Origin of the sequence: Variovorax restrictus (genome assembly GCF_051216715.1) — a bacterium.
In the GTDB taxonomy this organism is placed as follows: Bacteria; Pseudomonadota; Gammaproteobacteria; order Burkholderiales; family Burkholderiaceae_C; genus Variovorax.
This window is the reverse complement of record NZ_JBPJZH010000002.1, coordinates 64,241-89,075: the sequence shown is the minus strand read 5'-3', so window position 1 is coordinate 89,075 and position 24,835 is coordinate 64,241. Positions and strand designations below refer to the sequence as shown.

The 24,835-nt window shown below is 65.7% G+C and carries 24 protein-coding genes; 10 read left to right on the top strand and 14 right to left on the bottom strand.

Annotation, left to right across the window (positions count from 1 at the left end; translation table 11 throughout):
- The first annotated feature begins 99 nt into the window (after positions 1-99).
- Together ACSFA0_RS14950 and ACSFA0_RS14945 are read left to right on the top strand one after the other, a co-directional pair.
- Positions 100-579 (top strand): hypothetical protein, encoded by a 480-nt coding sequence (locus ACSFA0_RS14950; RefSeq protein ID WP_435451060.1) that lies wholly within the window; start codon positions 100-102, stop codon positions 577-579.
- A 153-nt stretch (positions 580-732) separates the two neighbouring features.
- Positions 733-2,499, top strand: a complete 1,767-nt coding sequence (locus tag ACSFA0_RS14945) for an EAL domain-containing protein (protein ID WP_435451059.1) — start codon at positions 733-735, stop codon at positions 2,497-2,499.
- Between the two features lie 66 nt (positions 2,500-2,565).
- Here ACSFA0_RS14945 and ACSFA0_RS14940 read toward each other — a convergent pair whose 3' ends face one another.
- The 3 genes from ACSFA0_RS14940 to ACSFA0_RS14930 all read right to left on the bottom strand — a co-directional run bounded on the left by ACSFA0_RS14940 (position 2,566) and on the right by ACSFA0_RS14930 (position 4,707).
- Positions 2,566-3,075 carry a GAF domain-containing protein gene (locus ACSFA0_RS14940; protein WP_435451058.1) on the bottom strand — a complete coding sequence of 170 codons (510 nt, stop codon included), beginning with the start codon at positions 3,073-3,075 and terminating at the stop codon, positions 2,566-2,568.
- Positions 3,076-3,136: 61 nt separating this feature from the next.
- Positions 3,137-4,156 carry a phosphotransferase family protein gene (locus ACSFA0_RS14935; protein WP_435451057.1) on the bottom strand — a complete coding sequence of 340 codons (1,020 nt, stop codon included), beginning with the start codon at positions 4,154-4,156 and terminating at the stop codon, positions 3,137-3,139.
- Positions 4,157-4,266: 110 nt separating this feature from the next.
- Positions 4,267-4,707 (bottom strand): helix-turn-helix domain-containing protein, encoded by a 441-nt coding sequence (locus ACSFA0_RS14930; RefSeq protein WP_435451056.1) that lies wholly within the window; start codon positions 4,705-4,707, stop codon positions 4,267-4,269.
- Positions 4,708-4,774: 67 nt separating this feature from the next.
- On the opposite strand from ACSFA0_RS14930, the gene ACSFA0_RS14925 reads away from it, so the two are divergent.
- The 3 genes from ACSFA0_RS14925 (at position 4,775) to groL (ending at position 8,391) form a co-directional block, all read left to right on the top strand.
- A complete protein-coding gene (locus ACSFA0_RS14925; RefSeq protein ID WP_435451055.1) occupies positions 4,775-6,208 on the top strand; it encodes an MFS transporter in 1,434 nt (477 codons plus the stop codon).
- Positions 6,209-6,397: 189 nt separating this feature from the next.
- The gene (locus ACSFA0_RS14920; protein ID WP_056572926.1) at positions 6,398-6,688 is read left to right on the top strand and encodes a co-chaperone GroES; all 291 of its coding nucleotides are present in this window, start codon (positions 6,398-6,400) and stop codon (positions 6,686-6,688) included.
- A 50-nt stretch (positions 6,689-6,738) separates the two neighbouring features.
- Entirely contained in the window at positions 6,739-8,391 is a 1,653-nt protein-coding gene (gene groL / locus ACSFA0_RS14915) for a chaperonin GroEL (RefSeq protein ID WP_435451054.1), read from the top strand.
- Between the two features lie 179 nt (positions 8,392-8,570).
- Here groL and ACSFA0_RS14910 read toward each other — a convergent pair whose 3' ends face one another.
- Both ACSFA0_RS14910 and ACSFA0_RS14905 read right to left on the bottom strand, forming a co-directional pair.
- Complete coding sequence (locus ACSFA0_RS14910) at positions 8,571-9,728, bottom strand: acyl-CoA dehydrogenase family protein (protein WP_435451053.1); 1,158 nt, start codon at positions 9,726-9,728, stop codon at positions 8,571-8,573.
- Positions 9,729-9,800: 72 nt separating this feature from the next.
- Positions 9,801-10,394: a lipocalin family protein gene (locus ACSFA0_RS14905; protein WP_435451052.1), complete on the bottom strand. Its 594-nt coding sequence runs from the start codon at positions 10,392-10,394 to the stop codon at positions 9,801-9,803.
- A 260-nt stretch (positions 10,395-10,654) separates the two neighbouring features.
- Here ACSFA0_RS14905 and ACSFA0_RS14900 point away from each other — a divergent pair, with 260 nt between their 5' ends.
- On the top strand, positions 10,655-11,410 hold the full coding sequence (locus ACSFA0_RS14900; protein WP_435451051.1) for a hypothetical protein: 756 nt from the start codon (positions 10,655-10,657) through the stop codon (positions 11,408-11,410).
- A gap of 1 nt (position 11,411) precedes the next feature.
- Here the strand turns inward: ACSFA0_RS14900 and ACSFA0_RS14895 are convergent, their stop codons facing one another.
- On the bottom strand, positions 11,412-12,083 hold the full coding sequence (locus ACSFA0_RS14895; protein ID WP_435451050.1) for a hypothetical protein: 672 nt from the start codon (positions 12,081-12,083) through the stop codon (positions 11,412-11,414).
- A gap of 325 nt (positions 12,084-12,408) precedes the next feature.
- On the opposite strand from ACSFA0_RS14895, the gene flhD reads away from it, so the two are divergent.
- Positions 12,409-12,762: a flagellar transcriptional regulator FlhD gene (gene flhD / locus ACSFA0_RS14890; protein WP_435451903.1), complete on the top strand. Its 354-nt coding sequence runs from the start codon at positions 12,409-12,411 to the stop codon at positions 12,760-12,762.
- Between the two features lie 34 nt (positions 12,763-12,796).
- Here the strand turns inward: flhD and ACSFA0_RS14885 are convergent, their stop codons facing one another.
- Positions 12,797-12,922: a hypothetical protein gene (locus ACSFA0_RS14885; RefSeq protein ID WP_435451049.1), complete on the bottom strand. Its 126-nt coding sequence runs from the start codon at positions 12,920-12,922 to the stop codon at positions 12,797-12,799.
- Between the two features lie 342 nt (positions 12,923-13,264).
- Between ACSFA0_RS14885 and ACSFA0_RS14880 the strand changes: the two genes are divergently transcribed.
- Positions 13,265-13,453 carry a hypothetical protein gene (locus tag ACSFA0_RS14880; protein ID WP_435451048.1) on the top strand — a complete coding sequence of 63 codons (189 nt, stop codon included), beginning with the start codon at positions 13,265-13,267 and terminating at the stop codon, positions 13,451-13,453.
- A gap of 92 nt (positions 13,454-13,545) precedes the next feature.
- On the opposite strand, the gene ACSFA0_RS14875 is transcribed toward ACSFA0_RS14880, so the two are convergent.
- The 4 genes from ACSFA0_RS14875 to ACSFA0_RS14860 form a co-directional block, all read right to left on the bottom strand.
- On the bottom strand, positions 13,546-13,794 hold the full coding sequence (locus ACSFA0_RS14875; protein ID WP_435451047.1) for a hypothetical protein: 249 nt from the start codon (positions 13,792-13,794) through the stop codon (positions 13,546-13,548).
- A 45-nt stretch (positions 13,795-13,839) separates the two neighbouring features.
- Positions 13,840-14,079 (bottom strand): hypothetical protein, encoded by a 240-nt coding sequence (locus tag ACSFA0_RS14870; RefSeq protein ID WP_435451046.1) that lies wholly within the window; start codon positions 14,077-14,079, stop codon positions 13,840-13,842.
- 91 nt (positions 14,080-14,170) lie between these two features.
- The gene (locus ACSFA0_RS14865) at positions 14,171-14,416 is read right to left on the bottom strand and encodes a hypothetical protein (protein WP_435451045.1); all 246 of its coding nucleotides are present in this window, start codon (positions 14,414-14,416) and stop codon (positions 14,171-14,173) included.
- A gap of 133 nt (positions 14,417-14,549) precedes the next feature.
- Positions 14,550-16,094, bottom strand: coding sequence for a methyl-accepting chemotaxis protein (locus tag ACSFA0_RS14860; RefSeq protein ID WP_435451044.1), 1,545 nt, complete (start codon positions 16,092-16,094; stop codon positions 14,550-14,552).
- A 176-nt stretch (positions 16,095-16,270) separates the two neighbouring features.
- On the opposite strand from ACSFA0_RS14860, the gene ACSFA0_RS14855 reads away from it, so the two are divergent.
- Positions 16,271-17,992, top strand: coding sequence for an EAL domain-containing protein (locus ACSFA0_RS14855; protein WP_435451043.1), 1,722 nt, complete (start codon positions 16,271-16,273; stop codon positions 17,990-17,992).
- Between the two features lie 64 nt (positions 17,993-18,056).
- On the opposite strand, the gene ACSFA0_RS14850 is transcribed toward ACSFA0_RS14855, so the two are convergent.
- Positions 18,057-20,273 carry a putative bifunctional diguanylate cyclase/phosphodiesterase gene (locus ACSFA0_RS14850; RefSeq protein WP_435451042.1) on the bottom strand — a complete coding sequence of 739 codons (2,217 nt, stop codon included), beginning with the start codon at positions 20,271-20,273 and terminating at the stop codon, positions 18,057-18,059.
- 345 nt (positions 20,274-20,618) lie between these two features.
- On the opposite strand from ACSFA0_RS14850, the gene ACSFA0_RS14845 reads away from it, so the two are divergent.
- On the top strand, positions 20,619-23,150 hold the full coding sequence (locus ACSFA0_RS14845) for a beta-propeller fold lactonase family protein (protein ID WP_435451041.1): 2,532 nt from the start codon (positions 20,619-20,621) through the stop codon (positions 23,148-23,150).
- A gap of 341 nt (positions 23,151-23,491) precedes the next feature.
- Here ACSFA0_RS14845 and ACSFA0_RS14840 read toward each other — a convergent pair whose 3' ends face one another.
- Both ACSFA0_RS14840 and ACSFA0_RS14835 read right to left on the bottom strand, forming a co-directional pair.
- The gene (locus ACSFA0_RS14840) at positions 23,492-24,145 is read right to left on the bottom strand and encodes a hypothetical protein (RefSeq protein WP_435451040.1); all 654 of its coding nucleotides are present in this window, start codon (positions 24,143-24,145) and stop codon (positions 23,492-23,494) included.
- Positions 24,146-24,468: 323 nt separating this feature from the next.
- Complete coding sequence (locus tag ACSFA0_RS14835) at positions 24,469-24,792, bottom strand: hypothetical protein (RefSeq protein WP_435451039.1); 324 nt, start codon at positions 24,790-24,792, stop codon at positions 24,469-24,471.
- Between the last annotated feature and the right edge of the window lie 43 nt (positions 24,793-24,835).

The window sequence follows — 24,835 nt, the reverse complement described above, 5'->3', positions numbered from 1 at the left end:
CACTGCGTTGCATCTGAAATATGCGGGTCGCGATCTGACACCGACGAGCAAGAAGCGACTCGCACCATCGAGGCTTCAACGCACACGCCGAGGAGCCGCATGACCGCCATCCAGACCTTGCCCCTCCCCCACGCCCCGCAGCGAGGCGTCGGCGTGGCCGCATGGCCGCGGGTGGCGGTCGCGCCGGCGGGCAGCGACGCGCACTTCATCGCCCTGCTGAACGCCTACCGGGCCTCGGGCGGGCTGGCCACCGGGTCGGAGATCGCCGTGCGGCAGCCTTTCACCGGCCTGTCGACCTTGGGCCGCGCCATCACCGCGCGCACCGTCATCAGCCTCGACTGGGCCGGGCAGCGCTGGCTTCCGCTGTTCCAGTTCGAGCCCGGCGACCTGGCCGTGCGCCCACCGGTGCGTGCGCTGATCGACGAACTGTCGGACGTGCTCGACGACTGGGAACTGGCGGACTGGTTCGTCGAGCCCCATGCCTCGCTGCGTGGCACGCCGCCGCTGCAACGCGTCGACCAAGACTTCGCCGGCGTGCACGACGCCGCCCGTGCGCTGCGCTTCGCCTGCGGCCACTGACGCTCGCCGATCAGCCGCCCCTCGGGCCGGGTGGTGCGCGAACAATCGCACGAAACCGACACAAAGCGCGGGCTGTTTCGGGCGCGCAGGCCGGCGAGTAGTGCTTTGTCATGCATCGCGGCGAAGCTCTCGGGTCTTCGCCAACGGATCTCGATGAACGATCAGCCAAAGCGGCCTGCGCATGCCCGCGACTTTCCCAACCTCCACCCCGTCTTTCAGCCGATCGTCGACCTGAGCGTCGGCGCCGTCGTCGGCTATGAAGCCCTGATCCGCGGCCCCGAGGGTTCTGCCCTGCATGGCGCACCGGCGCTCCTGGCCTGGGCCAGTGCGAATGCCTGCCTCCTTCGCTTCGAGCTGCACTGTGTCGAGACCATCCTCTCGCATTGGCGCGCCGAGCGCTCGCCGGCTCGGCTGTTCATCAACATGAGCGCCGACGCACTGGTGCAGGCCATGTCCAGCGTGGACGGCGGCGCGACGTGGTTCGAAGCGCAGGTCGCCTTGCAGGGCGTCGTCGCCGGATCGCTCGTTGTCGAGCTCACCGAGAGCGCCGCTCAGGCGACCGCCGACGCACTCGGCCAGGCGGTCCATCGCCTGCGCGCGGCGGGCGCGCGCCTGGCCCTGGACGACTTCGGCGAGGGCCACTCCAATCTGCGCCGATGGACCGACCTGCAACCGGACTTCGTCAAACTCGACAAGTCCTTCGTCCAGGGCATTTCGGACCAACCGCAGCGCGTGGCGCTGGTGCGCATGGTGGTCGGCCTGGCGCAGGCCTTCGGAACACGGCTGGTGGCCGAAGGGGTGGAGAACCCGCGTGACATGGGCGTGCTGCGCGAACTCGGTGTGGACCTCGGCCAGGGGTACTGGTTCGGCCACCCGCAGCGCGCCCTGCAGATCGCGGTGCCGGACCTGGTCAGCGCCGCCATCGACGACCGGCGCGTCCCCGTCGTGCCGCATCCCACACGCCTGGGGCAGCCCGCGGCGCTTCGCGGGATCGCCGTCATCGACGCGCCGGCCCTGCATCCTGCGACGCTCATCGACGAGGTGGCCAGCGTCTTCCAGACGCACACCGAACTGCATGCGCTCCCGATCGTCGACGGCGACCGCCCCGTCGCGCTGATCAACCGGCAGTCGTTCATGAACGACTACTCGCGCCTTTACTTTCGCGAAGTCCACGGGCGCCGGCCCTGCCTGAGCTACGGCAATCCGACGCCCCGCGTCGTCGAACTCGACGACAGCGTGGAGCGCCTGCTGGGCATCCTCACCTCGGAGGACCAGGCCTATCTGCGCGAAGGCTTCATCGTGACCGAGCGCTCACGCTATGTCGGGCTGGGCACCGGGGACCAGCTGGTGCGCGCCGTCACCGAGGCGCGTGTGGAAACCGCGCGGCATGCCAACCCGCTGACCTTTCTGCCCGGAAACATTCCCACGAGCGTGCACATCCAGCGCCTGCTGGAAGGCCGCGCCGGCTTCGTGGCCTGCTACGCGGACCTGAACAACTTCAAGGTCTTCAACGACCGGTTCGGCTACTGGCGGGGCGACGAGATGATCCGCCTGCTCGCCCGGCTGGCCGTCGAGCATGCCGACCCCTACATGGACTTCGTCGGCCACATCGGGGGCGATGATTTCCTGATCCTGTTCCAGAGCACCGACTGGCGGGAGCGTTGCATGGACCTGATCGGAAGCTTCAACCGCGCGGCCCGCTCACTCTACGACGACGAGGCCCGGCAGGCCGGTGGCCTGGAAGCGGAGGACCGCTACGGCGTGCGGCGCTTCACGCCGCTGACCACGCTGGCCATCGGCGCGGTGCGTGTCGCGCCGAATGCTTCGCAACATGCCGAAGACATCGCGAGCGAGGCCGCGCATGCGAAGCACGCGGCCAAGCTGGCGTCGCACGGACTGTCGGTGCGCGACTGCGGCTAGCCGGCGCGCGGCAGGAAAATCGAGGAGATGGTGCGGCCCGGGGTCCTCCGGGCTGCCCGCTGCGGATCACCCTTGCGGATACGGCGGAACGTGCCCGCCCAGCCCGATATAGCTGGCGATGCTCAGCATCGCCGGAATATCGATCTGCTCGGCATCGCGCGGCACCACGTCGTAGTGGCACAGGGTGCCGACCAGCACGCCGGACGCATCCATGACCGGCACCCCGCAATAGGCCAGGACGGCATCCCGCGCCGGATGCGCTGCAAGGCGCTCGTCGACCAGGGCGTTGGGGGTCTTAAAGGGCGCGCCGGTTTCGCGGACGAAGCAGCAGTAGGTGGCGTTGTCGGGCACCTCCGTCGCCGTCAGGTCGTCGGGATTTTCGCGGTCGTAGTGGACGGCCGCGCTCGCCTTGCCGTCCTGGAACCGCCAGATCCCGATGAAGCGGTAGTCCGTCTTGCGCAACAGCGACGCCAGCGCTTCCCGCAGCCCATCGCCGCGCAGCTGCACGGCGAAATCCGCCAGTGCCCGCTTGGCGGTGGGGCTCAACTCGGGGGGGATGGTCGTGGTGTGGGGCATCGGACCGATCCTAACAAGATGGGGACTTCGCCGCCGCGTGCAGTCGACGCGCCCGTCGGGCCTAGTCGATCAGCGCCACCGCACGTCGCGCGAAGCCCGCCGCCTGCGCGCCGACCTGCACCGCATTTTCGGCCGCGGCGCTCCCGCGCTTCGCACGCGCTGCGATGCCTTCGAGGATGACAGCGAACCGGAACAGCGAAAAGGCCAGGTGGAAGTTCGTCACCGGTTCGGCGCAGCCGCCACTGCGCTGGTAGTGCGCGATGTACTCGGCCTGCGTGGGAATGCCCTCGGCCGCGAGGTCGATGCCGCGCATGCCCTCGAACTCGTCGGCGCCGGTGTGCCAGGCCATGCAGCTGTAGGCGACGTCGGCCAGGGGATGGCCCAGCGTCGACAGCTCCCAGTCGAGCACGGCGATCACGCGCGGCTCGCTCGGGTGGAACATCAGGTTGCCGAAGCGGAAGTCGCCATGCGCGATCGTGGTCAGGTCGCTCGTCGGGATGTTCGCGGGCAACCAGGCGATGAGGCGGTCGATGTTCGCGTCCTCGCGGGTGCGCGAGGCTTCCCACTGACGGATCCAGCGCGTGATCTGGCGCTGGAAGAAATTGCCCGGCTTGCCGTAGTCGGTCAGGCCCGCAGCGGCCAGGTCGACCCGGTGCAGCTTCGCCAGCGTCTCGGCCATCGACAGGTAGTAGGCGCGCCGTTCGGCGGGTGCGATCGTCGGCAGCGCGTACTGCGACAGCACCCGGCCTTCGAGCTTGTCCATCACGTAGAAGGGCGTGCCGATGACGCCGCGATCGTCGCAATAGAGCACCGCCTTCGGCACGGGCACGTCGGTGCCGGCGAGCGCCCGCAGGATGCGGAACTCGCGGTCCACCGCATGGGCCGACGGCAGCAGCTCGCCCGGCGGCTGCTTGCGCAGCACCAGTGCCCGGTCGTCGAAGTCGACGAAGAAGGTCGGGTTGGACTGACCCCCGCCGATGCGCGCCAGGCGCATCTCGCCATGCAGGCCGGGCATCGCGCCGCATAGAAAGTCGCGCAGGCGAGCAGGATCGAATTCTGTGCTTGTCTCTGTCTTGTTCATACCGTCATTGTCACTGCCGGCGACCGGCCACCGGGTCGGATGCGGCGCCTCGTGCTCTCGAAGTACGGCAGTTTCACATCGGCACTGTGATGGCCAAGCGCTCGCCGGACCTACGCTTCGCCGGCGGCAGTGCCCCCGCGTTGCGCGTCGACAGGGGTCGCTGTCGGGCACGCCATGCGCAGCAGCTTTCGGAACCTGGGACATGTCATGTGCGACGGCGCGGGGCATTCAGCGACATGGCGAAGCAGACTGCTCAAGGCAGTCATTCTGCGAACTTGGCGGTCGAGTTCATCGGCACGTTGGTGCAGGGTCGGTCGGGACAGATCCGGGTTTCGGTCCGTGTCGAACATCCCGCTGATGTCCTCCAACGAGAAACCGGCCGCCTTCCCCAGTGAGATCAAGGCGAGCTGCGCGAGCGTGTCTTCGCTGTACTGCCGACGCAACCCATGGCGGCCGACCGACTTGATCAACCCGACCTGCTCGTAGTAGCGCAGCGTGGACGCGGGAACGCCGCTTGTCTTGGACAGTGCGCCGATGTCGACGAGTTTCATGCTTGACTTCAAGTTAACTTGAAGTCGCATAGTAGGCCGTCGTCCAAAGCCGCGCAAGGAATCCCGCATGAAAAACGAAGCCCCGCCCACCGCCAACAAGCTCGTACTGGCCGCATTGGCAGGCGCTGTCCTGCTTGCGTCACTGGGCGTCAGCATCGCGACCGTCGCCCTTCCGACGCTGGCCAGGGCCTTCTCGGCAACCGTCCAGCAGGTGCAATGGGTCGTCCTTGCCTATCTTCTCGCCGTGACAGCGGCCATTGTTTCGGCCGGACGCCTGGGAGACCTCTACGGCCATCGCCGCGTGCTCATCGCCGGCCTGCTGCTGTTCACGTTGGCGTCTGCGGTCTGTGCATTGGCTCCGGGTCTGAGCTGGCTCATCGCCGGCCGCCTGGCGCAAGGCCTGGGTGCGGCGATCCTCATGTCGCTGCCCATGCCGATGGCCAAAGGGCTGGTCGGGACAATGCGTCTTGGTACTGCGATGGGCCTGCTCGGCACGATGTCGGCCGTCGGTACTGCGATGGGCCCGTCTCTTGGTGGCCTCTTGATTGGCGCATGGGGCTGGCGCGCCGCATTCGTTTTGCTCACGCTTGGCGGCACCGGCATGCTGGTACTCGTCTCGACAGCCATTCCCACCGCAAGCGCATCGGGCGCCACCGCCGGCGGCATGGATTGGGCGGGCAGCGTCTGGCTGGCCATCCTGCTGCTGTGCTTTGCACTGTCCGCCACAGGAGGGAAGGTCGGCTTGCCGATCCCGCTCTGGAGCTTGCTTGTCTTGGCCGTCATCGCGTTGGTGGCGTTCGTTCGCACAGAAACAGGTGCGACCAGCCCACTTGTCCCCGTGCATCTGCTGCGTGGGCGAGCTATCGCAACGTCGCTGGCAACGAACCTCATCGTGGGCGCGATCATGATGTCGACGCTGGTGGTGGGTCCCTTTTTGCTGTCGTTCGGCCTGGGTCTGAGCGAGGCCGGGACGGGCATGGTGATGGCCGTCGGTCCCGCCGTCGCGGCTCTGTCGGGCGTGCCCGCTGGACGACTCACGGACCGGTTTGGCGCACACCCAACACTTCTTGCAGGACTGATGCTTGCGACTGTCGGCCTGTGCTGCTTCGCCGTGTTGCCGGCCCTCGTCGGCATTCCGGGGTACGTGATGGCGCTGGCGCTGATCACGCCGGGCTTCCAGCTGTTTCTGGCGGCCAACAACACCGCAGTGATGGCCCGTGCCCCAGATGCTCATCGCGGCATGCTTTCGGGACTGCTCGGCTTGTCGCGCAACGTGGGCTTGATGACGGGCGCCTCCCTGCTACCGCTGGTGTTTGCTTCCATGCTGGGCGGGCGCGGCGTGGCCGACAGCTCGGCGGAGGCCGTCCGCGCCGCCTTCTCAGCCACCTTCGTCTGGGCAACCGGCCTGTGTGTGCTGGCCACCCTTCTCGCGGTCCTGGGCAAGGCCGCACGGCGCTCGCAAGCCGGCTCTTTTCGTCCACCGAGCAGCCGCGACGCATGACGCCATCGCACCAAGCATCTGGCGCTCGACAGCGCACCCGCAAACGGACCCGCCCCTTGAAACCCGGCCAAATGCCCGTATCATTAGCACTCGCTGAACCCGAGTGCTAACAACTCGGTTTCCAGGCGATGGCGCGCAGGCCCTTGGGCTGCGCCCGACCCCAACCCCCGTTTCTATTCAGGAGATGCAATGAAACTTCGTCCTTTGGCCGATCGCGTGATCGTCAAGCGTGTTGACAGCGAAACCAAGACCGCCTCCGGCATCGTCATCCCCGACGCAGCCGCCGAGAAGCCCGATCAAGGCGAAGTCCTGGCCGTCGGCCCGGGCAAGCGCAACGACAAGGGCGAACTCGCTGCCCTGACCGTCAAGGTCGGTGACCGCGTGCTGTTCGGCAAGTACTCGGGCCAGACCGTCAAGGTCGACGGCGACGAGCTGCTGGTCATGAAGGAAGACGACCTGTTCGCAGTCGTCGAGAAGTAAATCTTCTCCTTCTTCCCGCTCATTCCATCAATCTTTCGGAGTAATTCAACATGGCAGCAAAAGACGTAGTCTTCGGCGGCGAAGCCCGCGCACGCATGGTCGAGGGTGTCAACATCCTGGCCAACGCCGTCAAAGTGACCCTGGGCCCCAAGGGCCGCAACGTGGTGCTCGAGCGTTCGTTCGGCGCCCCCACGGTGACCAAGGACGGTGTGTCCGTCGCCAAGGAAATCGAACTCAAGGACAAGCTGCAGAACATGGGCGCCCAGCTCGTGAAGGAAGTGGCTTCCAAGACTTCGGACAACGCCGGTGACGGCACCACGACCGCCACGGTCCTGGCCCAAGCCATCGTTCGCGAAGGCTTCAAGCTGGTGGCTGCCGGCATGAACCCGATGGACCTGAAGCGCGGCATCGACAAGGCGGTCACCGCCCTGGTCGCCGAGCTGAAGAAGGCATCGAAGCCCACGACGACTTCCAAGGAAATCGCTCAAGTCGGCTCGATCTCGGCCAACAGCGACGAAACCATCGGCAAGCTCATCGCTGACGCGATGGACAAGGTCGGCAAGGAAGGCGTGATCACCGTCGAAGACGGCAAGTCGCTCGACAGCGAACTCGACGTCGTCGAAGGCATGCAGTTCGACCGCGGCTACCTGTCGCCCTACTTCATCAACAACCCCGAAAAGCAATCCGCGATTCTGGACAACCCGTTCGTTCTGCTCTTCGACAAGAAGATCAGCAACATCCGTGACCTGCTCCCGACGCTGGAACAAGTCGCCAAGGCCGGCCGTCCGCTGCTGATCATTGCCGAAGAAGTCGAAGGCGAAGCCCTGGCGACCTTGGTCGTGAACACGATCCGCGGCATCCTGAAGGTCGTGGCCGTCAAGGCACCTGGCTTCGGCGACCGCCGCAAGGCCATGCTGGAAGACATCGCCATCCTGACGGGCGGCAAGGTCATCGCTGAAGAAGTGGGCCTGACGCTCGAGAAGGTGACGCTGGCCGACCTCGGCCAAGCCAAGCGCATCGAAGTGGGCAAGGAAAACACGATCATCATCGACGGTTCCGGCGCTGCTGGCGACATCGAAGCCCGTGTCAAGCAAGTCCGCGTTCAGATCGAAGAAGCGACCAGCGACTACGACCGTGAAAAGCTGCAAGAGCGCGTGGCCAAGCTGGCCGGCGGTGTTGCCGTGATCAAGGTCGGCGCTGCCACCGAAGTCGAAATGAAGGAAAAGAAGGCTCGCGTCGAAGACGCCCTGCACGCCACCCGCGCTGCCGTGGAAGAAGGCGTTGTGGCTGGCGGCGGCGTGGCGCTGCTGCGTGCCAAGCAAGCCGTGGGCGACTCGGTCAAGGGCGACAACGCCGACCAGGAAGCCGGCATCAAGCTGGTGCTCAAGGCCATCGAAGCGCCTCTGCGCGAAATCGTGAACAACGCCGGCGGCGAAGCCTCGGTGGTGGTGAACGCTGTGTTGGCCGGCAAGGGCAACTACGGCTTCAACGCTGCGAACGACACGTACGGCGACATGCTCGAGCTGGGCATCCTGGACCCGACGAAGGTCACCCGCACCGCGCTGCAGAACGCTGCATCGGTCTCCTCGCTGCTGCTGACGACCGAAGCCATGGTTGCCGAAGCACCGAAGGACGAATCCGGCGCCGGCGGCGGCATGCCCGACATGGGCGGCATGGGTGGCATGGGCGGCATGGGCATGTGATCCCCCCCGAGGGCACATCGGCACTTCGTGTCCGCTGTGCCCTCCCCCCTCTGGGGGCAACACCAGCGGCCTGGCAAAGCCAGTTCCGCGGTGTTTCACCAACGAGGCAAAGAGCCCTGCAGCGCAAGCTGCAGGGCTTTTTTCATGGGCGCCGCCGTTGCGACCGACTGGCGCTCGGCCTAACCGCGCGCGATGCGCTTCGCCATGCTCCAGCGGTGCACTTCCGACGGGCCGTCGTAGACGCGAAAGGCGCGCATGTCCGTGAAGATGCGCGCGACGATGCTCTCGCCCGACACGCCGCTGGCACCGAGTATCTGCACCGAGCGGTCGACCACGCGCCATTCGGCCTCGGAGCACATCACCTTCGTCATGCTCGATTCGTGCCGGCCCTTGCCGCCCTGGTCGAGCACCCAGGCGCAGTGCCAGATAGCCAGCCGTGCAGCGTGCAGGTCCATCTCGTTGTCGGCGAGCATGAAACCGACGCCTTCGTGCTCGACCAGCGGCTGCCCGAAGGCCTGGCGTTGGCGAGCGTACACGCTCGCCACGTCGTGGGCACGGCGCGCTTGACCGAGCCAGCGCATGCAATGCGTGAGGCGCGCTGGCGCGAGCCGCACCTGGGCATAGCGAAAGCCTTCGCCGATGGCACCGAGCACGTCGTCGGCCGGCACGCGCAGGCCGTCCAATCGCACCACGCCGTGACCGCCGGTGAAGCAGCTGTCCATGGCGTCGATCTGCCGTTCGATGACGATCTCCGGCTGGTCCATGTCGGCCAGGAACATGGTGGCGCGGCCGTCTTCCATGCGCGCCATGATGATGGCGAAGCCAGCACCGGTGGCGCCGGTGATGAACCACTTGCGGCCGGTGATGACGTAGTGGTCGCCATCCTGCACGGCCAGCGTCTGCATCATGGACGGGTCCGAGCCGGCACCGGGTGGAGGCTCCGTCATGCAGAAGCAGGAGCGGATGTGGCCGTCGATCAGCGGCTGCAGCCAGCGCGCCTTCTGCGCCGGCGTGGCGACCTCCTCCATCAGGTGGATGTTGCCTTCGTCTGGCGCGTGGATGTTCAACGCGACCGGCCCCAGCGGCGAGTAGCCGGCCTCCTCGAAGACGATGGCCTTGTCGACGTGCGACAAGCCGAGGCCGCCGTGCGCCTTCGATGCATGGGGCGTGAGCAAGCCGTGCGCCCGGGCTCGCGCCACCAGGTCGTTGCGCAGCGCCTCGCTGGGGCCGTGCGAATCCTGGCGCGGATCGTTCTCCATCGGGATCACTTCATCGGCGATGAAGCGACGCGTGCGTTCCTGCAGCTCGGTCTGGGCAGGCGTGAAGCTGAAATCCATCGATCGGTCCTTTGAGGGATGCCGTTGCATCCGGATGGGGCCGATCGTGCCGTCAATGCACGCCCGGTCGGGTCATCGAGGCGACAACGCGTCCCTGTCCCCGGGCTGTTCCGGCCATCGCTGCGGCACCCGCCGGAGGTTGTCGACCGAGTAACCCAGCGCCTGAAGCTTGGCCACGGCCGCCTGGTAGCTCGTCTCCGCGATGCGGGGTGTGCGCGCCATGATCCAGGCGTAGTCGCGGTCGCTGCGGCCGATCACCGTGATCTGGTAGGCCGGGTCGACATCGACGATCACGTACTCGGCCTTGACCGGCCAGATGAACTGCATGCCCCACACCGCGTTGTTGGTGCCGGGCACCACCGTGGCGACGGGGTTCATCGTCTTGAGTTCGCCGTCGAACGCCCCTTCGCGATACCGGAAGCGGGTGGCGATGGTGCCGTCCGGCTGCAGGCTGTACGACTCGACCGCGTTGAAGGCGTTGCGCTCCGGACGCGTGGGAATGTTGCCGATGACGTACCAGTCGCCCATGAAGCGCTGAAGGTCGACCTCGGGCACCGGCTGGATCTTCGGCGTCGGCGACACGGCACAGCCGGCGATGAACAGCACGGCGACGGCTGCGGCCACCAGTGCCGAGGGGCGAATGGATCTCTGCAGAAAACGGGACATGACGGGCGCTCCTTGATTGGTAGTCCCACGCTACAAGGCGGCCGAATGACAACGCGTCGGACAGGACCCTGACCGCCGGCCACCCGAACGCGACGCCGGCGTCCGCAGCAGCGCCTGCAGCGGGATTGGCCGTCTGTTCGCCAGTTTGAACCGGGCCGGTTCGCGGTAGCCTTGGTCTCCGTACAGCAGCCTTCGTCGGAACCCAAGAGACAAGCCCTTCAGCCGTCAGCCACAGCGGTGGCGCCACCCGCCGATCCTCGATGAACGCACCCTCGCTCCACCCCATCATCCGCGACGTCGCGGGCGATCCCGATCCCCTGGCCGCGGTGCTCGCGGCCCTTACCGGCCAGCCACTCAGTGCTGTCGAGAAAGTGCTGCGCAGCGTCGATGCCAGCCTTCGCAAGCTCACGCGGGTCGCCGGCACGGTGCCCGTGGAGGACGCAGCACACCTCGCGCTCTTGCGCTTCGGCCATTCCCCCGCGCGGCTTTACTGCGACGCCGCGCGGAGCCGGCGACTCGGCGACGTGCTGGAGGCCTACGCCAAGGCGCCGGGACGCGATCCGCAGAAGCTGTTCGTCGTGCATGGCGACGGCGCGGTGCACGCCATCTGCGGCCACCGCGTCTCCAGTGCCGACCGCTCGGCGCCCCGCTTCCTGGACGCCGAGATCGCGGACCGGCGACTGGATCTGGACGCCCGGATCGTCTTCGCCCTGACCTTCGTGGAGCGCGTCAACGTTCCCGTGGCACAGCCCGACCACGGCTTTCTCGAGGCCGCCGCCATCGCGGCCTACGCGTTGGCCGAGGCCTACGACATCGACGTCCTGCCGGCCGACTGGCCTTACTGGAGCATCGCCTTTCCTCAGGACCTCACGGATGGTGCGCCCGGTTCTGCCCGTCGGCTGGTCTGCGGCGAATACGAGTTGCTGACCACCGTGAGCCAGCATGTTCGCCAGCATGTCGCCGCCGTCGAGACGGCCGCAAGCATCTTGAAAGGCTACGTGCTGACGCCGAAGTAGCTCAGCCCGCCGCCGTGCCGGTCGACCAGGCGGGCGGCGGCGTCGAGGCCATCTTGGCCAGCCGGCAATGGCGCTGATAGGGGACGCCGAATTGACGCTCGAGCTCGGCATGCAGTTCGTCCGTGAGCCTGCCGTCGTGGTCGCTGGGCTTGATGTCGCCCGACAGGAGCACGCTGAGGTCGGCCGCGCGGATGCCCAGGCGCATCGAGGCCTGCGCGTGCCAGATCGTCACCGCCTCGAAGGCCCCTGTTATCAAAAACAGGAGCAGCACCGGCGGTGGCGCGCGCCGCCGGTCCTTGCGACGCTGCAAGCCGTCCCAGACGTGGCGGACCGGGATCGGGCACCCGTCGGCCGCCGATGCGCGCAGCAGCCCCTGTGCGAATTCGTGAGCCCGGCTGGGCTGCGCACCGTGCAGGGGCGCCAGCACGGCGACATGGTCGAGCGCATCGTCGGGCAGGCGCAGCGAGACGGTTTCGCCGCAGTAGAAGTGCTTCTCGAGAAAACGCCCCAGCCCTGCATAGTCGACCGCGTCGTAGTCCACGCATGGCCGAAGTCGCGCGCGCCACGGCGCGACGACACCGACTTCCGGGGAGATCCAGAGGCCAGCCACCTGTCGAAAAACGCCTGAATCGCCATCGCTCATGGTCACCATTGTGCTGTCCAGGGCTTTCATAGGTCATCGCGTTGCGCCAGGCACCGCCGGCATCGTTGAAGTCACGTTGTTTACCTGGTTTGCGGCCGACCCGAAACGGAAGAGTACTTACGAATTGCTAAAACCATGCGGACTGCCGGGGAATGGCGTAGAAACCGGTTTCTATTCGACAGAAAAACGTAATCCTTAGGCGCTACTTCGAGCAGTAAATCGAGTGCCCTGTAGGAATCCACTGACGCTAAGCGTGTTGTTTCACACGCTTTCCCACTTGGCCCACCGGATGGTTAACAAATGTAAAACTTCGGATGGTCTACTTACATCAGTTGATTCATCACGGAGTTTGCAAGTGGATATCGATTCGAACGACAGCGGTGCAGCGGCGGAAACGTACAAGGAGATCGGCGACGTCAATCTCGCGTACATGCTTCTGGCGCAAAAGCTGGTGAAGCAGGACAAGGCAGCGGCGATGTTTCGCCTTGGAATCGGTCGCGAACTCGCCGACCTGCTCGCCAGCATGTCACTGTCGCAGATTGTGAAACTCGCCGCCTCGAACCTGTTGCTGTGCAGTTTTCGGCTCGACAACAAGCCGATGCTGACCGTGGCCGCCGACGACAAGAGCAGCGGCCTGCAGCAGGCGCACATGTCGATCCTGATGGCCGCGCGCCAGATGCGCGAGAGCACCGCCGTCACCTTCAACTGAAGGCATCGGTCGGGTCCGGACGGACCCTGACCTGTCAGCCGCGCACCAACGACGCCGCGGCGAGGACGATGACCAGCAGGACGCCAGCACGTACGACGTACACGCCGAGCTTGGCGGCAAACGGATCCTGCGGTTGCAGCCGGGCATGGCTCGTGTTCATCGCATCCCTCCTGGTTGATATCGACATCGGGAAAAATGTCCCGAGGCGATGCCAAGCATCCCACGCACACCCCTTCGCGCATCGGCGCATCAGCAGCCACAACACCGTCCTGTTCGCTCGGTCGGAGTATCGGCCGGCTGATGCATGTGCAGAAAATCACGAAGTACACGCAAACCATCGATTGCAAGAGAACTTAGGTACTACAGCAGGCATCTTTGTTACAGAATTTGAACTGGCTCACAGTCAGTGACCTTTTCTGTGGCGTTGTCACCATGCAGCGCTGTTTCAACGACCCGGCGCATCTTCCCCGGAGGGTGCGCCCTGTTTACCGAGTCCTCTTCGATGTCCAAGTTCTTCCACACGGGTCGCCACGACGATGCGCCAGATACCGTGCCGTCGCGTCTCGGCGAGCTCTCTCTTCGCGCCCGTCTCGAGCGTCAGGAGCAATACCGCAGCGGATGGCGCCGCAATCTCACCATTGCCGCGCTGATCGTGGCCGCCTGCGCGGTCGCGCGCTATCTGACCCGCTGAACGCACGTGGCCGTCCGGCATTGCCGGACGGCCACGGGTTGATGGCCCTTGCGACCGCCAGGTCGCGAGGGCCTCAGGATGTCGAAAGGCCCTCAGTGACGCGCCACCGACAGCAACCCGTCGATCGCCTGAACGACGCCGTGCTTCGAGTCATCGGTCGCCCCACCTTCGGTGAGCAGTGCACGAATCAGCGACAGCGTATGAAGCAGCTCCGCTTCCATGTCCGTCAACAACGGAATGACGTCGTAATTCGGGTAGTTGCCGCGCGCGCCCATGGGGCGCCCCGGGCCGGACAAGTCGACGGAGTACCCGTCGCGGATGGCTTCCGATTGAGTTTTCATGGCTTCACCTGCTGAAAGTTTGAATTCGAAACGGGCTTGCAAAGCCTATGCTGACATGGCCGCATCGGCAGGCGCGTCAGCCACATGCACCAGATGCTTGAGCCGTTGTCCCATCCGGTCGACGCGCGCCTGCCGGGTGGCGACGTCTTCGAGAAGGGGTGCAAACGGGGCGACCGGCGGCACATTCGCCGCGGCAGCCAAGCTCAGATCGTGCGCGGGCAGGGTGTCGCGGAGAACCGCAAGCAGACCCTTGGAGGTCCAGGTGGGGTGGGAGGTAGGCGTCATGTAATACATTGTGCCTACCGACATTTGGCCCGACAACAGTCGTTATCGAATTGTCATGCCATCGCGGGACTATTTAACGAAAACCAAGGTACTACTTTTCGAGTTTGAGTTGCATGGCCTCTGCGTAGGCCAGGCGCCGCGCCCGGTGCGTCCGCTCCAGCCTCTCCAGGCGTTCGGTGTCGGCGGGCTGAGGCCCGGGGCCGCTGCCGCAGAGGCGGTCTCCCAATGCTTCGATCATGTACGCGCGGTGCTCCGCCAGGTCGGCAGCGCTGTGCTCGAGCGCGTCGCGCAGCGCATCGAGCGATGCAGGGTCGGTGAGGGAACGGGTGTTCGACATGCCCACACCCTAGGAGCGCAACAGGCGCTCAACAATCGGACAAAGGGCCGCCGCACCTTGGACGACGTGGCATTGTTCGTCGTTCAGCGCTTTTCCTGCGCGCCGCGTCGGCTTGTCGCAAGCGCCAGCGCGCTCACAGCTTGAAGACCCGGACGCCTTCGGCCAGCTGTGCCGCCTGTTGCTGGAGCGACGCGGCGGCCGCCGCCGACTCCTCCACGAGCGCCGTGTTCTCCTGCGTGACGCTGTCCATCTGCGTGATGGCACTGTTGATCTGCTCGATGCCCTGTGTCTGCTCGTGGCTCGCCGCGCTGATCTCGACCATGATGTCGGTGACGCGCTTCACACTGGCCACGATCTCGTCCATCGTCCGCCCGGCTTCTGCCACCTGGTGACTGCCAGCCTCGACATTCCCGACGGAATCGTCGATCAACCCCTTGATCTCCTTGGCGGCGCCGGCTGAGCGCTGGGCCAGGCTGCGCACCTCGTAAGCCACGACGGCAAAGCCACGGCCCTGCTCGACGGCACGCGCCGCCTCGACGGCGGCGTTCAGCGCCAGGATGTTGGTCTGGAACGCGATCCCGTCGATGACCGCGATGATGTCGACGATCTTCCGGCTGGACGCATTGATGGCACTCATCGTGTCCACCACCTGGTTCACGGCCGCGCCGCCGCGCACGGCCACCTCGGACGCCGAAGCCGCGAGCTGATTCGCCTGAAGTGCGTTGTCGGCGTTTTGCTTGACCGTCGAGGTGAGCTCTTCCATCGAAGCAGCCGTCTGCTGGAGAGAGCTCGCCTGCTCTTCGGTGCGCGACGACAGGTCGTGGTTGCCCGACGCGATCTGGCTCGACGCCGTGGCCATCAGGTCGGTGCCCTGACGCACATCGCCCACGATGCGTGACAGGCTGTCCTGCATCCGCGCCAGCGCGGCGACAAGCGGCGAGAACTCGTCTCGGATGCTGTCGGTGACGGGCACGGTCAGGTCGCCTTCGCTCACGCGTTGGGCCACCACGCATGCCATCGACACCCGTCGGCGCACCACGGCGACCAAGTGCCAGAAGAACACCATCAGACCGACGGCCACGGCCAGCATCATCAGGAGCAGTTCGGACCGCGTGCGCACCGCATCGGCCTGGACCCGTGCCAGGTCGGCGGCCAGCAGTTCACTCTGCCGATCCTTTTCCGCGTCGAGCCATGTCAGCAGGCGATTGCGCGCGGGAATGGTCTTGCCGACCAGTTCATCGAAAGCCTGTTCTTTCTGCCCTGCCTCGATCAAGCGGATGTTGGCCACCGCGATCGGCCAGAACTCGCTGACCAGGCGCTCCATGTCCTGAAAGGACTGCCGCTCCTGAGGCGTCGACAGGGCGGTGCCGAAGGCCGTCGCCCGGTCTTCGATGATCTTCCGCTTGGCGACGATGTCCGCCAGCGTCTGGCGCAGATCGTCCGGCGTTCTGACCAGGATGGCGTGTCGGATCTGCAGCGACACGCGCGTGACGTTCAGTTCGATGTCGGCGATGCGTTGCAATTGCGGCATGCGCGTCTGACCTGTCACGCCGGCGAGGTCGCTCACGCGCGACAGCTGGATCCACGCGGCGAAGGCCAGGCCCGACAGCGCGAGCACCAGCAGGAAGAGCACCAGATACAGACGCTTGGCAATGCCGAAACCATCGAGCAGCTTCATGGAGATTCTTTTGACGGTGGAGAGAGGCCGGTCACCGATCGGCCCCCCGGTGGCTGGATATCGACACGGCCTACAAAAGTTGAAGGTCATCGTCGCGGGCAAATGGCCTCGATGCTTCAAGATCGGCCGGAGCGGCCGATAACCAGGGACCGGCCCATGAAACCGGTGTACGCCCCATGCCCATCGAAACACTGCCCGACCAGATCGACACGGATCCGCTCGCGCTCCGCTGTCAGCCCATCGTCGACCTGCACCGGGTCGTCGTGGTGGGCCACCATCTGCACCTGCCGGGCCGATGGGGCACACGCCTGCCCGTCGCACCGGGGCCGATGCCGATCCTGGGCGCCGGCTTCGACGGCACGACCAGCACCGCGCTGCTGATCGTGGCACCCGGCGCGGCCGCGCTCTACGAAGCCGCCGCCGCCCACACCACGCGCTGGACGCAGACGCTGCTGGCCGCACTCGGCATGCCACGCGCACCGCTGATCGTCGACGTGAGCGCCGCGGTGCGCGCGTGTTCGGAGGCGGATCTGCGCAGCATCGTCGCCGCCCTGCGCCGCCAGGGCCTGCGCTGGGCCATCGGCCAGTTCGGCGACGAATGCACGCACATCCGCCTGTGGACCGAACTCGGCCCGGACTACATGCTGGTCGACAGCGCCCTCACCCGTGGCATCGGACGCTCCTCGCGGCGCCACGATGTCGCGCGCGCCGTGGTGGCGCTCGGGCATGCCATGGGCAGCACGCTGATCGCCACCGGCGTGACCGAGCCGGCCGACCTGGTCGCACTGCGCGACATGGGCGTGTCCTGCGCGACAGGTCCGCTGCTCGTCGATGCGGCCACCCGCCACGTCGAGCTGCCGAATGTGGCGACCGTCGCGCAGGATGCGCTGCACGGCCCCCTGCCCGACATCCATTCGCCGCCGGCGCAGACATCGATGAAGACCGTGCTGCGCAGCCTCCCGATGGTCGTCGCGCCGACCGTTCAGTGGCACACGTCCAACGACGAAGCCTTCGCGCTCTTCGAAGCGCAGCCGGACCTCCAAGCGCTGCCGGTCGTCGACGACGGGCGCCCCGTGGCGCTGATCGGACGGTTGCCGCTCATGAATGCCTATGCCCGCCCGCATTTCCGCGAGCGCTTCGGCGGGGCGTCGTGCCGCGCGCTGGCCGATCCGTCACCGCACATCATCGAACTAGACGCCGAGGTGCACGACCTGGTCGCGGCGCTGATGGGCTCGGACCCGCGTCACCCGGGCGAAGGCTTCATCGCCACCGAAGGCGGACGCTACGCCGGGCTCGGCCGGGCCGACCAGCTGCTGCGCGCGGTGACCGACCTGCGCATCGAGGCCGCGCGCCATGCCAACCCGCTCACCTTTCTGCCCGGCAACATCCCGATCAGCATCCACATCGAACAGCTGCTGATCGACAACACGCCCTTCGTGGCCTGCTACGGCGACCTGAACAACTTCAAGGCCTTCAACGACCACTACGGTTACTGGCGCGGTGACGAGATGATCCGGCTACTCGCTCGCATCGCCGTGCGCAACGCCGAGCCGACGCGCGATTTCGTCGGCCACATCGGCGGCGACGACTTCCTGGTGCTCTTCCAGAGCTCCGACTGGAAACAGCGCTGCCTGCGGATGATCGACCAGTTCGAAAGCGCGGCGATGCGCCTCTACGACGACAGCGAACTCGAGGCCGGCGGCATCGAGGGCGAAGACCGCCACGGCGTGCTGCGATTCTTCGGCTTCACCACCCTGTCGATCGGCGCGCTGCTGGTGTCACCAGGCGACTTCGAGGACGCGCAGGACGTGGCGAACGCCGCCGCACTGGCCAAGCACGAAGCCAAGCTGGGGGCGACCGGGCTGACCATCCGTGAGGCTGGTGGGCCGGTCGTGTGAGAACGCTGGCCTCGAGGCCAGTCGCCGGCCGCAGGGGCCTCCCTGCGTACGCCGGTCTGTCGGATCAGGGGTGCAGAGGCTCCTCGAGAAGACCGCCGAGCCAGGCCAGCAGCGTCTCCGGGCGCATGGGCCGCGCGACCAGGTACCCCTGGACCGCATCGCACCCGACGTTGGCGATCAGGTCGAGCTGAGCGCGCGTCTCGACGCCCTCTGCCACCACGGTCAAGCCCAGGGCGTGTGCCAGCTGCACGATCGCCCGCAGGATGGCCGCGTCGCCTGCGCTCTGGGTGGCGTTCACGATGAAGCTCCGGTCCAGCTTGAGTGACGTGAGGGGAAGCCGCGGCAACTGCGACAGCGTGGAGTACCCGATGCCGAAGTCGTCCATGGCAACCCGGAATCCCAACGCCCGGGCACGCTCCAGCGCCTGAACGGCCGGGGCGGCGGCAAAAACACTCTCTGTGATCTCCAGACAGAATCTGTCGGGTTGCGACCCATGCAGCCGGACCAGCGCGGACAAATCGCCAACGACATCGCTGTCGATGAATTGCACGGGCGACACATTGATGTTCAACAACGGACAACTGCCAGGGCTTTCCGCCTCCCAGGCCACCGCCTGTTCCACGGCGATCTGCATGAGCTTTCTCCCAAGCGCGACCATCAATCCGGTGGTTTCGGCAATCGCAATGAAACGGTCGGGAGGAATGGCCCCGAGGCGCGGATGGTCCCATCGGGCGAGCGCTTCGATGGCCAGGACACGGCGGTCCCCGACGTGCACCACAGGCTGGTAATGAAGGCTGAGCTGGCCGCCATGGCGCAGCGCTTCGTGCAGATCCTGCTCCAGCCCGACGTGCTGCATGCGCATCTCGTGCATCTGCGGGGCGAAGACGACACACCGATTTCCGCCCATGGCCTTGGCCACGTGCATCGCGTCGTCGGCGGCCTGTTCGAGCTTCGTTCCGGCAGCACTGCTTCGCTGAGCGATGCCGACACTTGCACTCAGCCTGAAATCACGTCCGTGGATGGCGAACGGCTTGGCCATGGTGCGCACGAGCTCTGCCCCCAGCGCTTCGGCGTCCGAATCGCTCATTCGAGTGCACAACACCGCAAATTCGTCCCCGCCCAAACGCCCCACGACAGACCCTGCTGCCGCGCCGCGAAGACGTTCGGCCACCTCGAGCAGCAGCCGGTCTCCCTCGTCGGGCCCGAAGGCCTCGTTGACCGTGCGAAAGCGATCCAGATCGACCAGCAGGTAGGTCGAGGGTTGCGTCTGTCCGAAGACGATTCTGCGGGTCAGGCGCATCAGATGGTTGCGCGTGAACAACCCCGTCAATGCATCTCGCGTGGCCGTTCGTTCGAACAGGCGCTCGGACAGTCCGCGGTAGCGGTCCAGCCGGTCGGCACGCACCGTGATGACCGTCACGATGGCCCATGTCCAGGCCAGCACGAGCGCGGTCTGATACACCAGCAGTTCGCCATCCGCCGGCAACGGGATGCCCGGCGCGTCGATGCGATGGGTGACGACCCACCCCATCAACAGCAGGAATGCCGTCGAGCTGGCCAGCAGCGTCCGCGCCATTCGACCCGGTGCAGAGTTGGCCGTGAGACCGCGCATGAAGCCCCGCCTCGATGTGGCGAACAGCAGCGAGACGGCCAGCAGGGTGGAGCCGAGCAAGGTGGCGGGCGCCATGGTGCCGAAGAACGGCTGCAGCTCTGCCAGGTACCCGGTGGCCGCCATGAACAACAGGCTGAGCGCGCACGCTGCGAAGATTTGCGAGAGCACCGGCCGTCGCGCCCAGCGGAGCGCCTCGCCCAGGGCGATGAGCAGGAGTGTCCAGGCGACGACGACGCCTATCGACAGTGGCGTGCCGGACGCGCGCTGGGCAGCCGTCGTGGCGGAAAAGGGTGTCAGGGCCTCGAACAGCTGCTCGCCGAACAGAGGCGCTGTGACGCGGACCAGCAGCAGAAAGATGGCTGCCACGACCGCCGCGTGCGCCGCATGCCGCCAGCCCACAGCGCGGCGAGGCCAGGGAGGGAAAAGCCCCAAGGCAAGCAACGTGATGCAGAGCGCGGTGTAGGGGTGGACGGCCGGCAGGTTCTCCCCCAGTCGCCATGCGGGTTCATACCGCAGCGCGAATCCCACGAGGACGGCCACGCCGATCGACGCGGCCATCGCAGCGCTCCATGCACGCAGCAAGCGGCTGAACTTGAACGTTCGGTCGACGCTGCGCAGCTCGGCACCGAAGCGCGGGAGCTTGAGGACCTCTGTGCTGATTCTTTTCACCCGGCCTCCTGCAGGGAAGCGTCCTGCGGAACCGTGCCAAAGACAAGATTGCAGCGCCGATGAGACGACCGAAGCATTCTCGACCAAGTGATCCAGAAGTCGTGGCCGATGCACAGGACCACGCTCGCCCGGACCGACTGGCCCATTGCGCACGCGACCACCGCATTGTAACGTTTGTTGACATTTGTATCTTACGGGGCATGCTCCTCCGGGCCGACCGTGTATTCCCCCGCAGCGCGGGGGCATCGCTCACTCCCAATTCCCTGAACACCCTCCCCCCCCATTTGGCCGCTACGCCACGTCGCGGCCGCGGGGCATTCCCTTACCGCAGAAGCCTCCCTCGCCATGCAACCCAACAAACTCCTCGGCCTCGCCGCCTGCATCCTGTTGACACTGACTGTCGGCGCCTGTGGCGGTGGAAGTGACCGTGGAACGTCGTCGCCCATCGAGCCGACCGCGCCATCGCCCACCTACAAGATCGGCGGCACGGCCGCCTACGGCCAAGCCGTCGGCGGACAGGTCGTCCAAGTCCAGGATGCGACAGGCAAGGTCTGCGCATCCGGCAGCACGGCCGCCGACGGCAGCTATGCCGTGGACACGACCCAGTGCGCGGCAGGGTCTGCCGCGGTGTACCTGGCCAACTACACGACGCCCGAAGGCGCGCCGCTGAACGCGGTGGCTGTCCCGCCGCAGGGCTCCCCGATCATCAGCGGCGTCGTCAACATCGATCCGCTGACCACCCTGATTTCGTATGCCGCCGCGGGCCTTGTCGTCGACACGTCGGCGCCCACCGGCAATGCCCAGGTGCTGGCGCTGCTGTCGAAGGTCACCCCGGCGCAGTACCAGCAGGCCCGGACGTCGGTGCTGATCGCAGCCCTGTTGCAACGGCTCCAGAGCAGCCATGGCGTCGACACCTCCAGCTTCGACCCGGGCACGACACCGTTCGTGGCGAACGGCCAGGGCATCGACGGCTTCTTCGATGCCTATCTGCTGACCGCGACACCGACCAGCGTGCAGCTGCAGGCGCCGGGTTCGATCGGCCCGCTGGTGCTCGTCACGCTTCCCGCCGTGCCGGGCGGCGGCTCCGTCGTGACCTCGACCACGGCCTACAACATCGGCGGCTCGACCACCGGGCTGTCGCCCGGCGAGTCGATCGCGCTGCTGCTCAACGGCGCCAATGCATTGACCGTCAACGCCAATGGCAACTTCACTTTCCCGACACCGGTCGCCAGCATCTATGCAGTGACGGTGGGCACGCAACCCGCCGGCAAGACCTGCACGGTGTCCAACGGTTCGGGGGCCGGCATCACCGCCAGCGTCTCGAACATTGCCGTCAGCTGTTCCACGCTCACCTACACGGTCGGCGGGTCGATCGCCGGACTGACCGGCACGCTTGCCCTGCAGAACAACGGCACCGACACGAAGACCATCAGCACCAATGGCGCATTCGCCTTCGTCACGCCGGTGGCATGGCACGGCAGCAGCAATGTCACGGTCGACACACAGCCGGCAGGCCAGATCTGTACGGTCACCAACGGTGCGCAATCCAATCTGGTGGCCGACGTCTCCAACGTCAACGTCACCTGTTCGACGAACACCTACACCATCGGCGGCACGGTCAGTGGCTTGAGCGGAACCTTCACGCTGCAGAACAACGGTGGCGATTCCCTGGTCCTCACGGCCGACGGCGCCTTCGTCTTCGCCACGCCTGTCGCGTCTTCCAGCAGCTACAACGTCACCGTGAGCGCGCAGCCGGTCGGTCAGACCTGCACGGTCGGCAGCGGCTCCGGCGCCAATGTGGTGGCCGATGTCACAAGTGTCGGCATCACGTGTGCGACCACGCCGCAGCCGGTGTTCATCTACGTGCCGGACTACGGAAACAACCGGGTCCTGGGCTATCGCTTCGACACCGCCCTCGGAACCTTCGCGAGTATTCCTGGCGGCCCGTTCGCTGCCGGCTCGTACCCACGCTGGGTGTCGACCGCGACCACGCCGGGCGGGACCTTCCTCTATGCCACGAACCAGTTGACCAACAATGTTTCCGCGTACCGCGTCAACATGGGCACCGGCACGCTCACGCCGCTGTCGGGCAGTCCGTTCGCGACGGGTGCTGCGCCAGTGTCCATCACCATCCATCCGGCCGGCACCTTCGCTTACGTGGCCAACTCGCAGGGCGGCAACGTCTCGGGCTACGCCATCGATCAGGCGAGCGGCGCCCTCACCCCGATGCCGGGGAGCCCGTTCGCAGCCGGCGCGATCCCGATCCGAATGGCCATGAATCCGGCAGGCACCTTTGCCTATGTCGCGAACCAGAATGGCGGCAACATCTCGGGCTACAGCATCGATCAGGGCTCAGGCGCGCTCACCCCGGTTCCGGGCAGCCCCTTCACGAACCCCGGCAGCCCCTATTCCGTCACGGTCCACCCGGGGGGCGCCTTCGCCTATGTGGCGAATGACCAGGCCAGTATCTCGGGCTTCAACATCGACCCGAGTACCGGCGCGCTCACCGCCATGTCCGGCAGCCCTTTTGCGGGCGCGCACGCGGGATCTGGGTGGCGCGCCATTGCGGTGAATCCGGCGGGCACCTATGCCTACGCGAGCGCTGGAGAGAACGGCCCGTTGCTGGTATTTGGCATCGACCCGAACACGGGGGTGCTCACCAGCCTGCCTGGCAATACCTTCGAAGCCAACACGGGCGAGGGCCCTCTCTACACCGCCTTCGACGCGACCGGCAGCCTGGCCTACGTGGGCAACTTCATCACCATCACTGTCGCGCTGGCCCGCATCAATCCGCTGACCGGCGCGCTCAGCCCTGTTCCGGGCAGCCCGTTCGGGGTCGGGGCGCGTCCGTACAACCTGGCGGTCGTGAAGCCCTAGCGCTTTGAAGGAAAGCTTTCGACGACCTTGAGCTGGAAATGTGTCTGCACTCTGCGATGACCCCCTTGAAGTTCGGCCAGTTTCCGGGGTGCCCAAGCACAGGGCGATTCGCGATAGGCACCGCCAATAGACGGCGGAGAGTGTGACCACTAGGTGTACGCGTCACAACGTGCCATAACAGGCCTTCGTGCAACGCCTGCCGATGCCTCTCAAGGCAGCTAACTTTCACAGCATCTCGCTCCGGCTCGCGAGGTCGCGCTGTAACAGATGGGTATCGAGATGGGGGAGAGCGGCAACGGATGGCTTAGCCGTCAGCATCCGAATGAGCCTTGGGGCCCTTCTCACTCAGTAGGGACCGGTACGAACTCTGCCATGAGCACCGCGCACTGCCGCATCTCCGCTAGCCAATCGGCAAGCTCGCCGAATGTCACCGAATGAGGGCCAAGACAAAGACGATCGATTGTCTTAACCGTCTGACCGGGTTCACTAGCCATAGGCTGTTCGGGCCCCGTCGGTGCAAGAGACTGCCACTCGTCGTCACCGATCTCTCCGCCGAGAAGCTTATCCTCGAAGTGATGGATCGCGTTCCGGATATCGCCAAGCCGCCCGGTGACTGCATCCGTTCGAAAGGCCTTGCCCCGAAAATCCAGCAACTGGCAGAGTTCCCGGTTCATGTTCGGTCGGCGCAAGAGCCTATTGAAGATTCTTGCGGCACGGTGCATGTTGGTGACGCAGATCTCAGCGTTAGAGACGGCAGCATTCATCGCCCCAAAATTCACATACGTGCTGGTCTCCCAAAAGCTGCGGATGCTCTCTTCCATCTGGTCGTACTCAAGCAAAGCACTCTCGACCAGACGGAGGAACGTTGTTTCAAGGGCACGAACTTCGCGGTCATACTGATACACGCGTCGTCCCCATGGGGTGCCGCGCAGCCAGTGCCCCTGCAACGTGCCGCCGATCGCAGTCACTTTCGGGAAGTCGAATCTGATGATCACTGGTGCTTGATCTCTGGCGCGTCTGGTCTCTCGCGCTTTCAGTTTCAGGCTTGCTTCGCGGAACGACTCTTCCTGGATTAAAGGCCAGCCTGCTTCCTGACGCGATCTAGCCCACCCCGCGACTTCCCCGTGTCATAAGCCCATTTCTCGGGGTCCAAGACATCGGCGGGGATGCTGGGCATAGGCGGAATCCTTGGCTCCAAAGTGGGGGCCGCGCCTTGTTCGCCCCACCCATCTTGATACCCCTTCTCCCAATGCGCTTGAAGTTGAGTCATTGTCAAATCCTCTCAAATCTTGACTAGCCAGTGCCTCAAAAGCGAGGCTCAAAGTTTGGACCTTCCCCAAGCCCAACTCTTTCCCACGAAGACGAAGATCGTCGCGCTTGAATGATGGCGCAGAACAATTTCTTTTACCCTCGTCCGGGCCACGTCTCGTACTTGCCCAGCATCGCGCTCGAACAATCGTCCTTCAAGGATTCCAACAAAGGTATTCCGAGGCAGGCCCACCGCAGTCCCGTCTGTCTTGATGATGAACTTGTTGAGTGCAAGGCCGGCCAAATCACGCTTGATGTTCGAGTAGATGCGACTTTTCTGCGAGTTCGGAACATCGTGAAGATCGAAGGTAATGACGATTCCTGTACGAGCCATGAGATCTTGTTGCTGAGTGCGGCTGGGAGCGGAGCGCTGCGAG

Excerpts from the sequence above, each read along its gene's own strand:
- ACSFA0_RS14950 (WP_435451060.1), top strand. The coding sequence starts at position 100 with ATGACCGCCATCCAGACCTTGCCCCTCCCCCACGCCCCGCAGCGAGGC.
- ACSFA0_RS14945 (WP_435451059.1), top strand. The coding sequence starts at position 733 with ATGAACGATCAGCCAAAGCGGCCTGCGCATGCCCGCGACTTTCCCAAC.
- ACSFA0_RS14940 (WP_435451058.1), bottom strand. The coding sequence starts at position 3,075 with ATGCCCCACACCACGACCATCCCCCCCGAGTTGAGCCCCACCGCCAAG.
- ACSFA0_RS14935 (WP_435451057.1), bottom strand. The coding sequence starts at position 4,156 with ATGAACAAGACAGAGACAAGCACAGAATTCGATCCTGCTCGCCTGCGC.
- ACSFA0_RS14930 (WP_435451056.1), bottom strand. The coding sequence starts at position 4,707 with ATGAAACTCGTCGACATCGGCGCACTGTCCAAGACAAGCGGCGTTCCC.
- ACSFA0_RS14925 (WP_435451055.1), top strand. The coding sequence starts at position 4,775 with ATGAAAAACGAAGCCCCGCCCACCGCCAACAAGCTCGTACTGGCCGCA.
- ACSFA0_RS14920 (WP_056572926.1), top strand. The coding sequence starts at position 6,398 with ATGAAACTTCGTCCTTTGGCCGATCGCGTGATCGTCAAGCGTGTTGAC.
- groL (WP_435451054.1), top strand. The coding sequence starts at position 6,739 with ATGGCAGCAAAAGACGTAGTCTTCGGCGGCGAAGCCCGCGCACGCATG.
- ACSFA0_RS14910 (WP_435451053.1), bottom strand. The coding sequence starts at position 9,728 with ATGGATTTCAGCTTCACGCCTGCCCAGACCGAGCTGCAGGAACGCACG.
- ACSFA0_RS14905 (WP_435451052.1), bottom strand. The coding sequence starts at position 10,394 with ATGTCCCGTTTTCTGCAGAGATCCATTCGCCCCTCGGCACTGGTGGCC.
- ACSFA0_RS14900 (WP_435451051.1), top strand. The coding sequence starts at position 10,655 with ATGAACGCACCCTCGCTCCACCCCATCATCCGCGACGTCGCGGGCGAT.
- ACSFA0_RS14895 (WP_435451050.1), bottom strand. The coding sequence starts at position 12,083 with ATGAAAGCCCTGGACAGCACAATGGTGACCATGAGCGATGGCGATTCA.
- ACSFA0_RS14885 (WP_435451049.1), bottom strand. The coding sequence starts at position 12,922 with ATGAACACGAGCCATGCCCGGCTGCAACCGCAGGATCCGTTTGCCGCC.
- ACSFA0_RS14880 (WP_435451048.1), top strand. The coding sequence starts at position 13,265 with ATGTCCAAGTTCTTCCACACGGGTCGCCACGACGATGCGCCAGATACC.
- ACSFA0_RS14875 (WP_435451047.1), bottom strand. The coding sequence starts at position 13,794 with ATGAAAACTCAATCGGAAGCCATCCGCGACGGGTACTCCGTCGACTTG.
- ACSFA0_RS14870 (WP_435451046.1), bottom strand. The coding sequence starts at position 14,079 with ATGACGCCTACCTCCCACCCCACCTGGACCTCCAAGGGTCTGCTTGCG.
- ACSFA0_RS14865 (WP_435451045.1), bottom strand. The coding sequence starts at position 14,416 with ATGTCGAACACCCGTTCCCTCACCGACCCTGCATCGCTCGATGCGCTG.
- ACSFA0_RS14860 (WP_435451044.1), bottom strand. The coding sequence starts at position 16,094 with ATGAAGCTGCTCGATGGTTTCGGCATTGCCAAGCGTCTGTATCTGGTG.
- ACSFA0_RS14855 (WP_435451043.1), top strand. The coding sequence starts at position 16,271 with ATGCCCATCGAAACACTGCCCGACCAGATCGACACGGATCCGCTCGCG.
- ACSFA0_RS14845 (WP_435451041.1), top strand. The coding sequence starts at position 20,619 with ATGCAACCCAACAAACTCCTCGGCCTCGCCGCCTGCATCCTGTTGACA.
- ACSFA0_RS14835 (WP_435451039.1), bottom strand. The coding sequence starts at position 24,792 with ATGGCTCGTACAGGAATCGTCATTACCTTCGATCTTCACGATGTTCCG.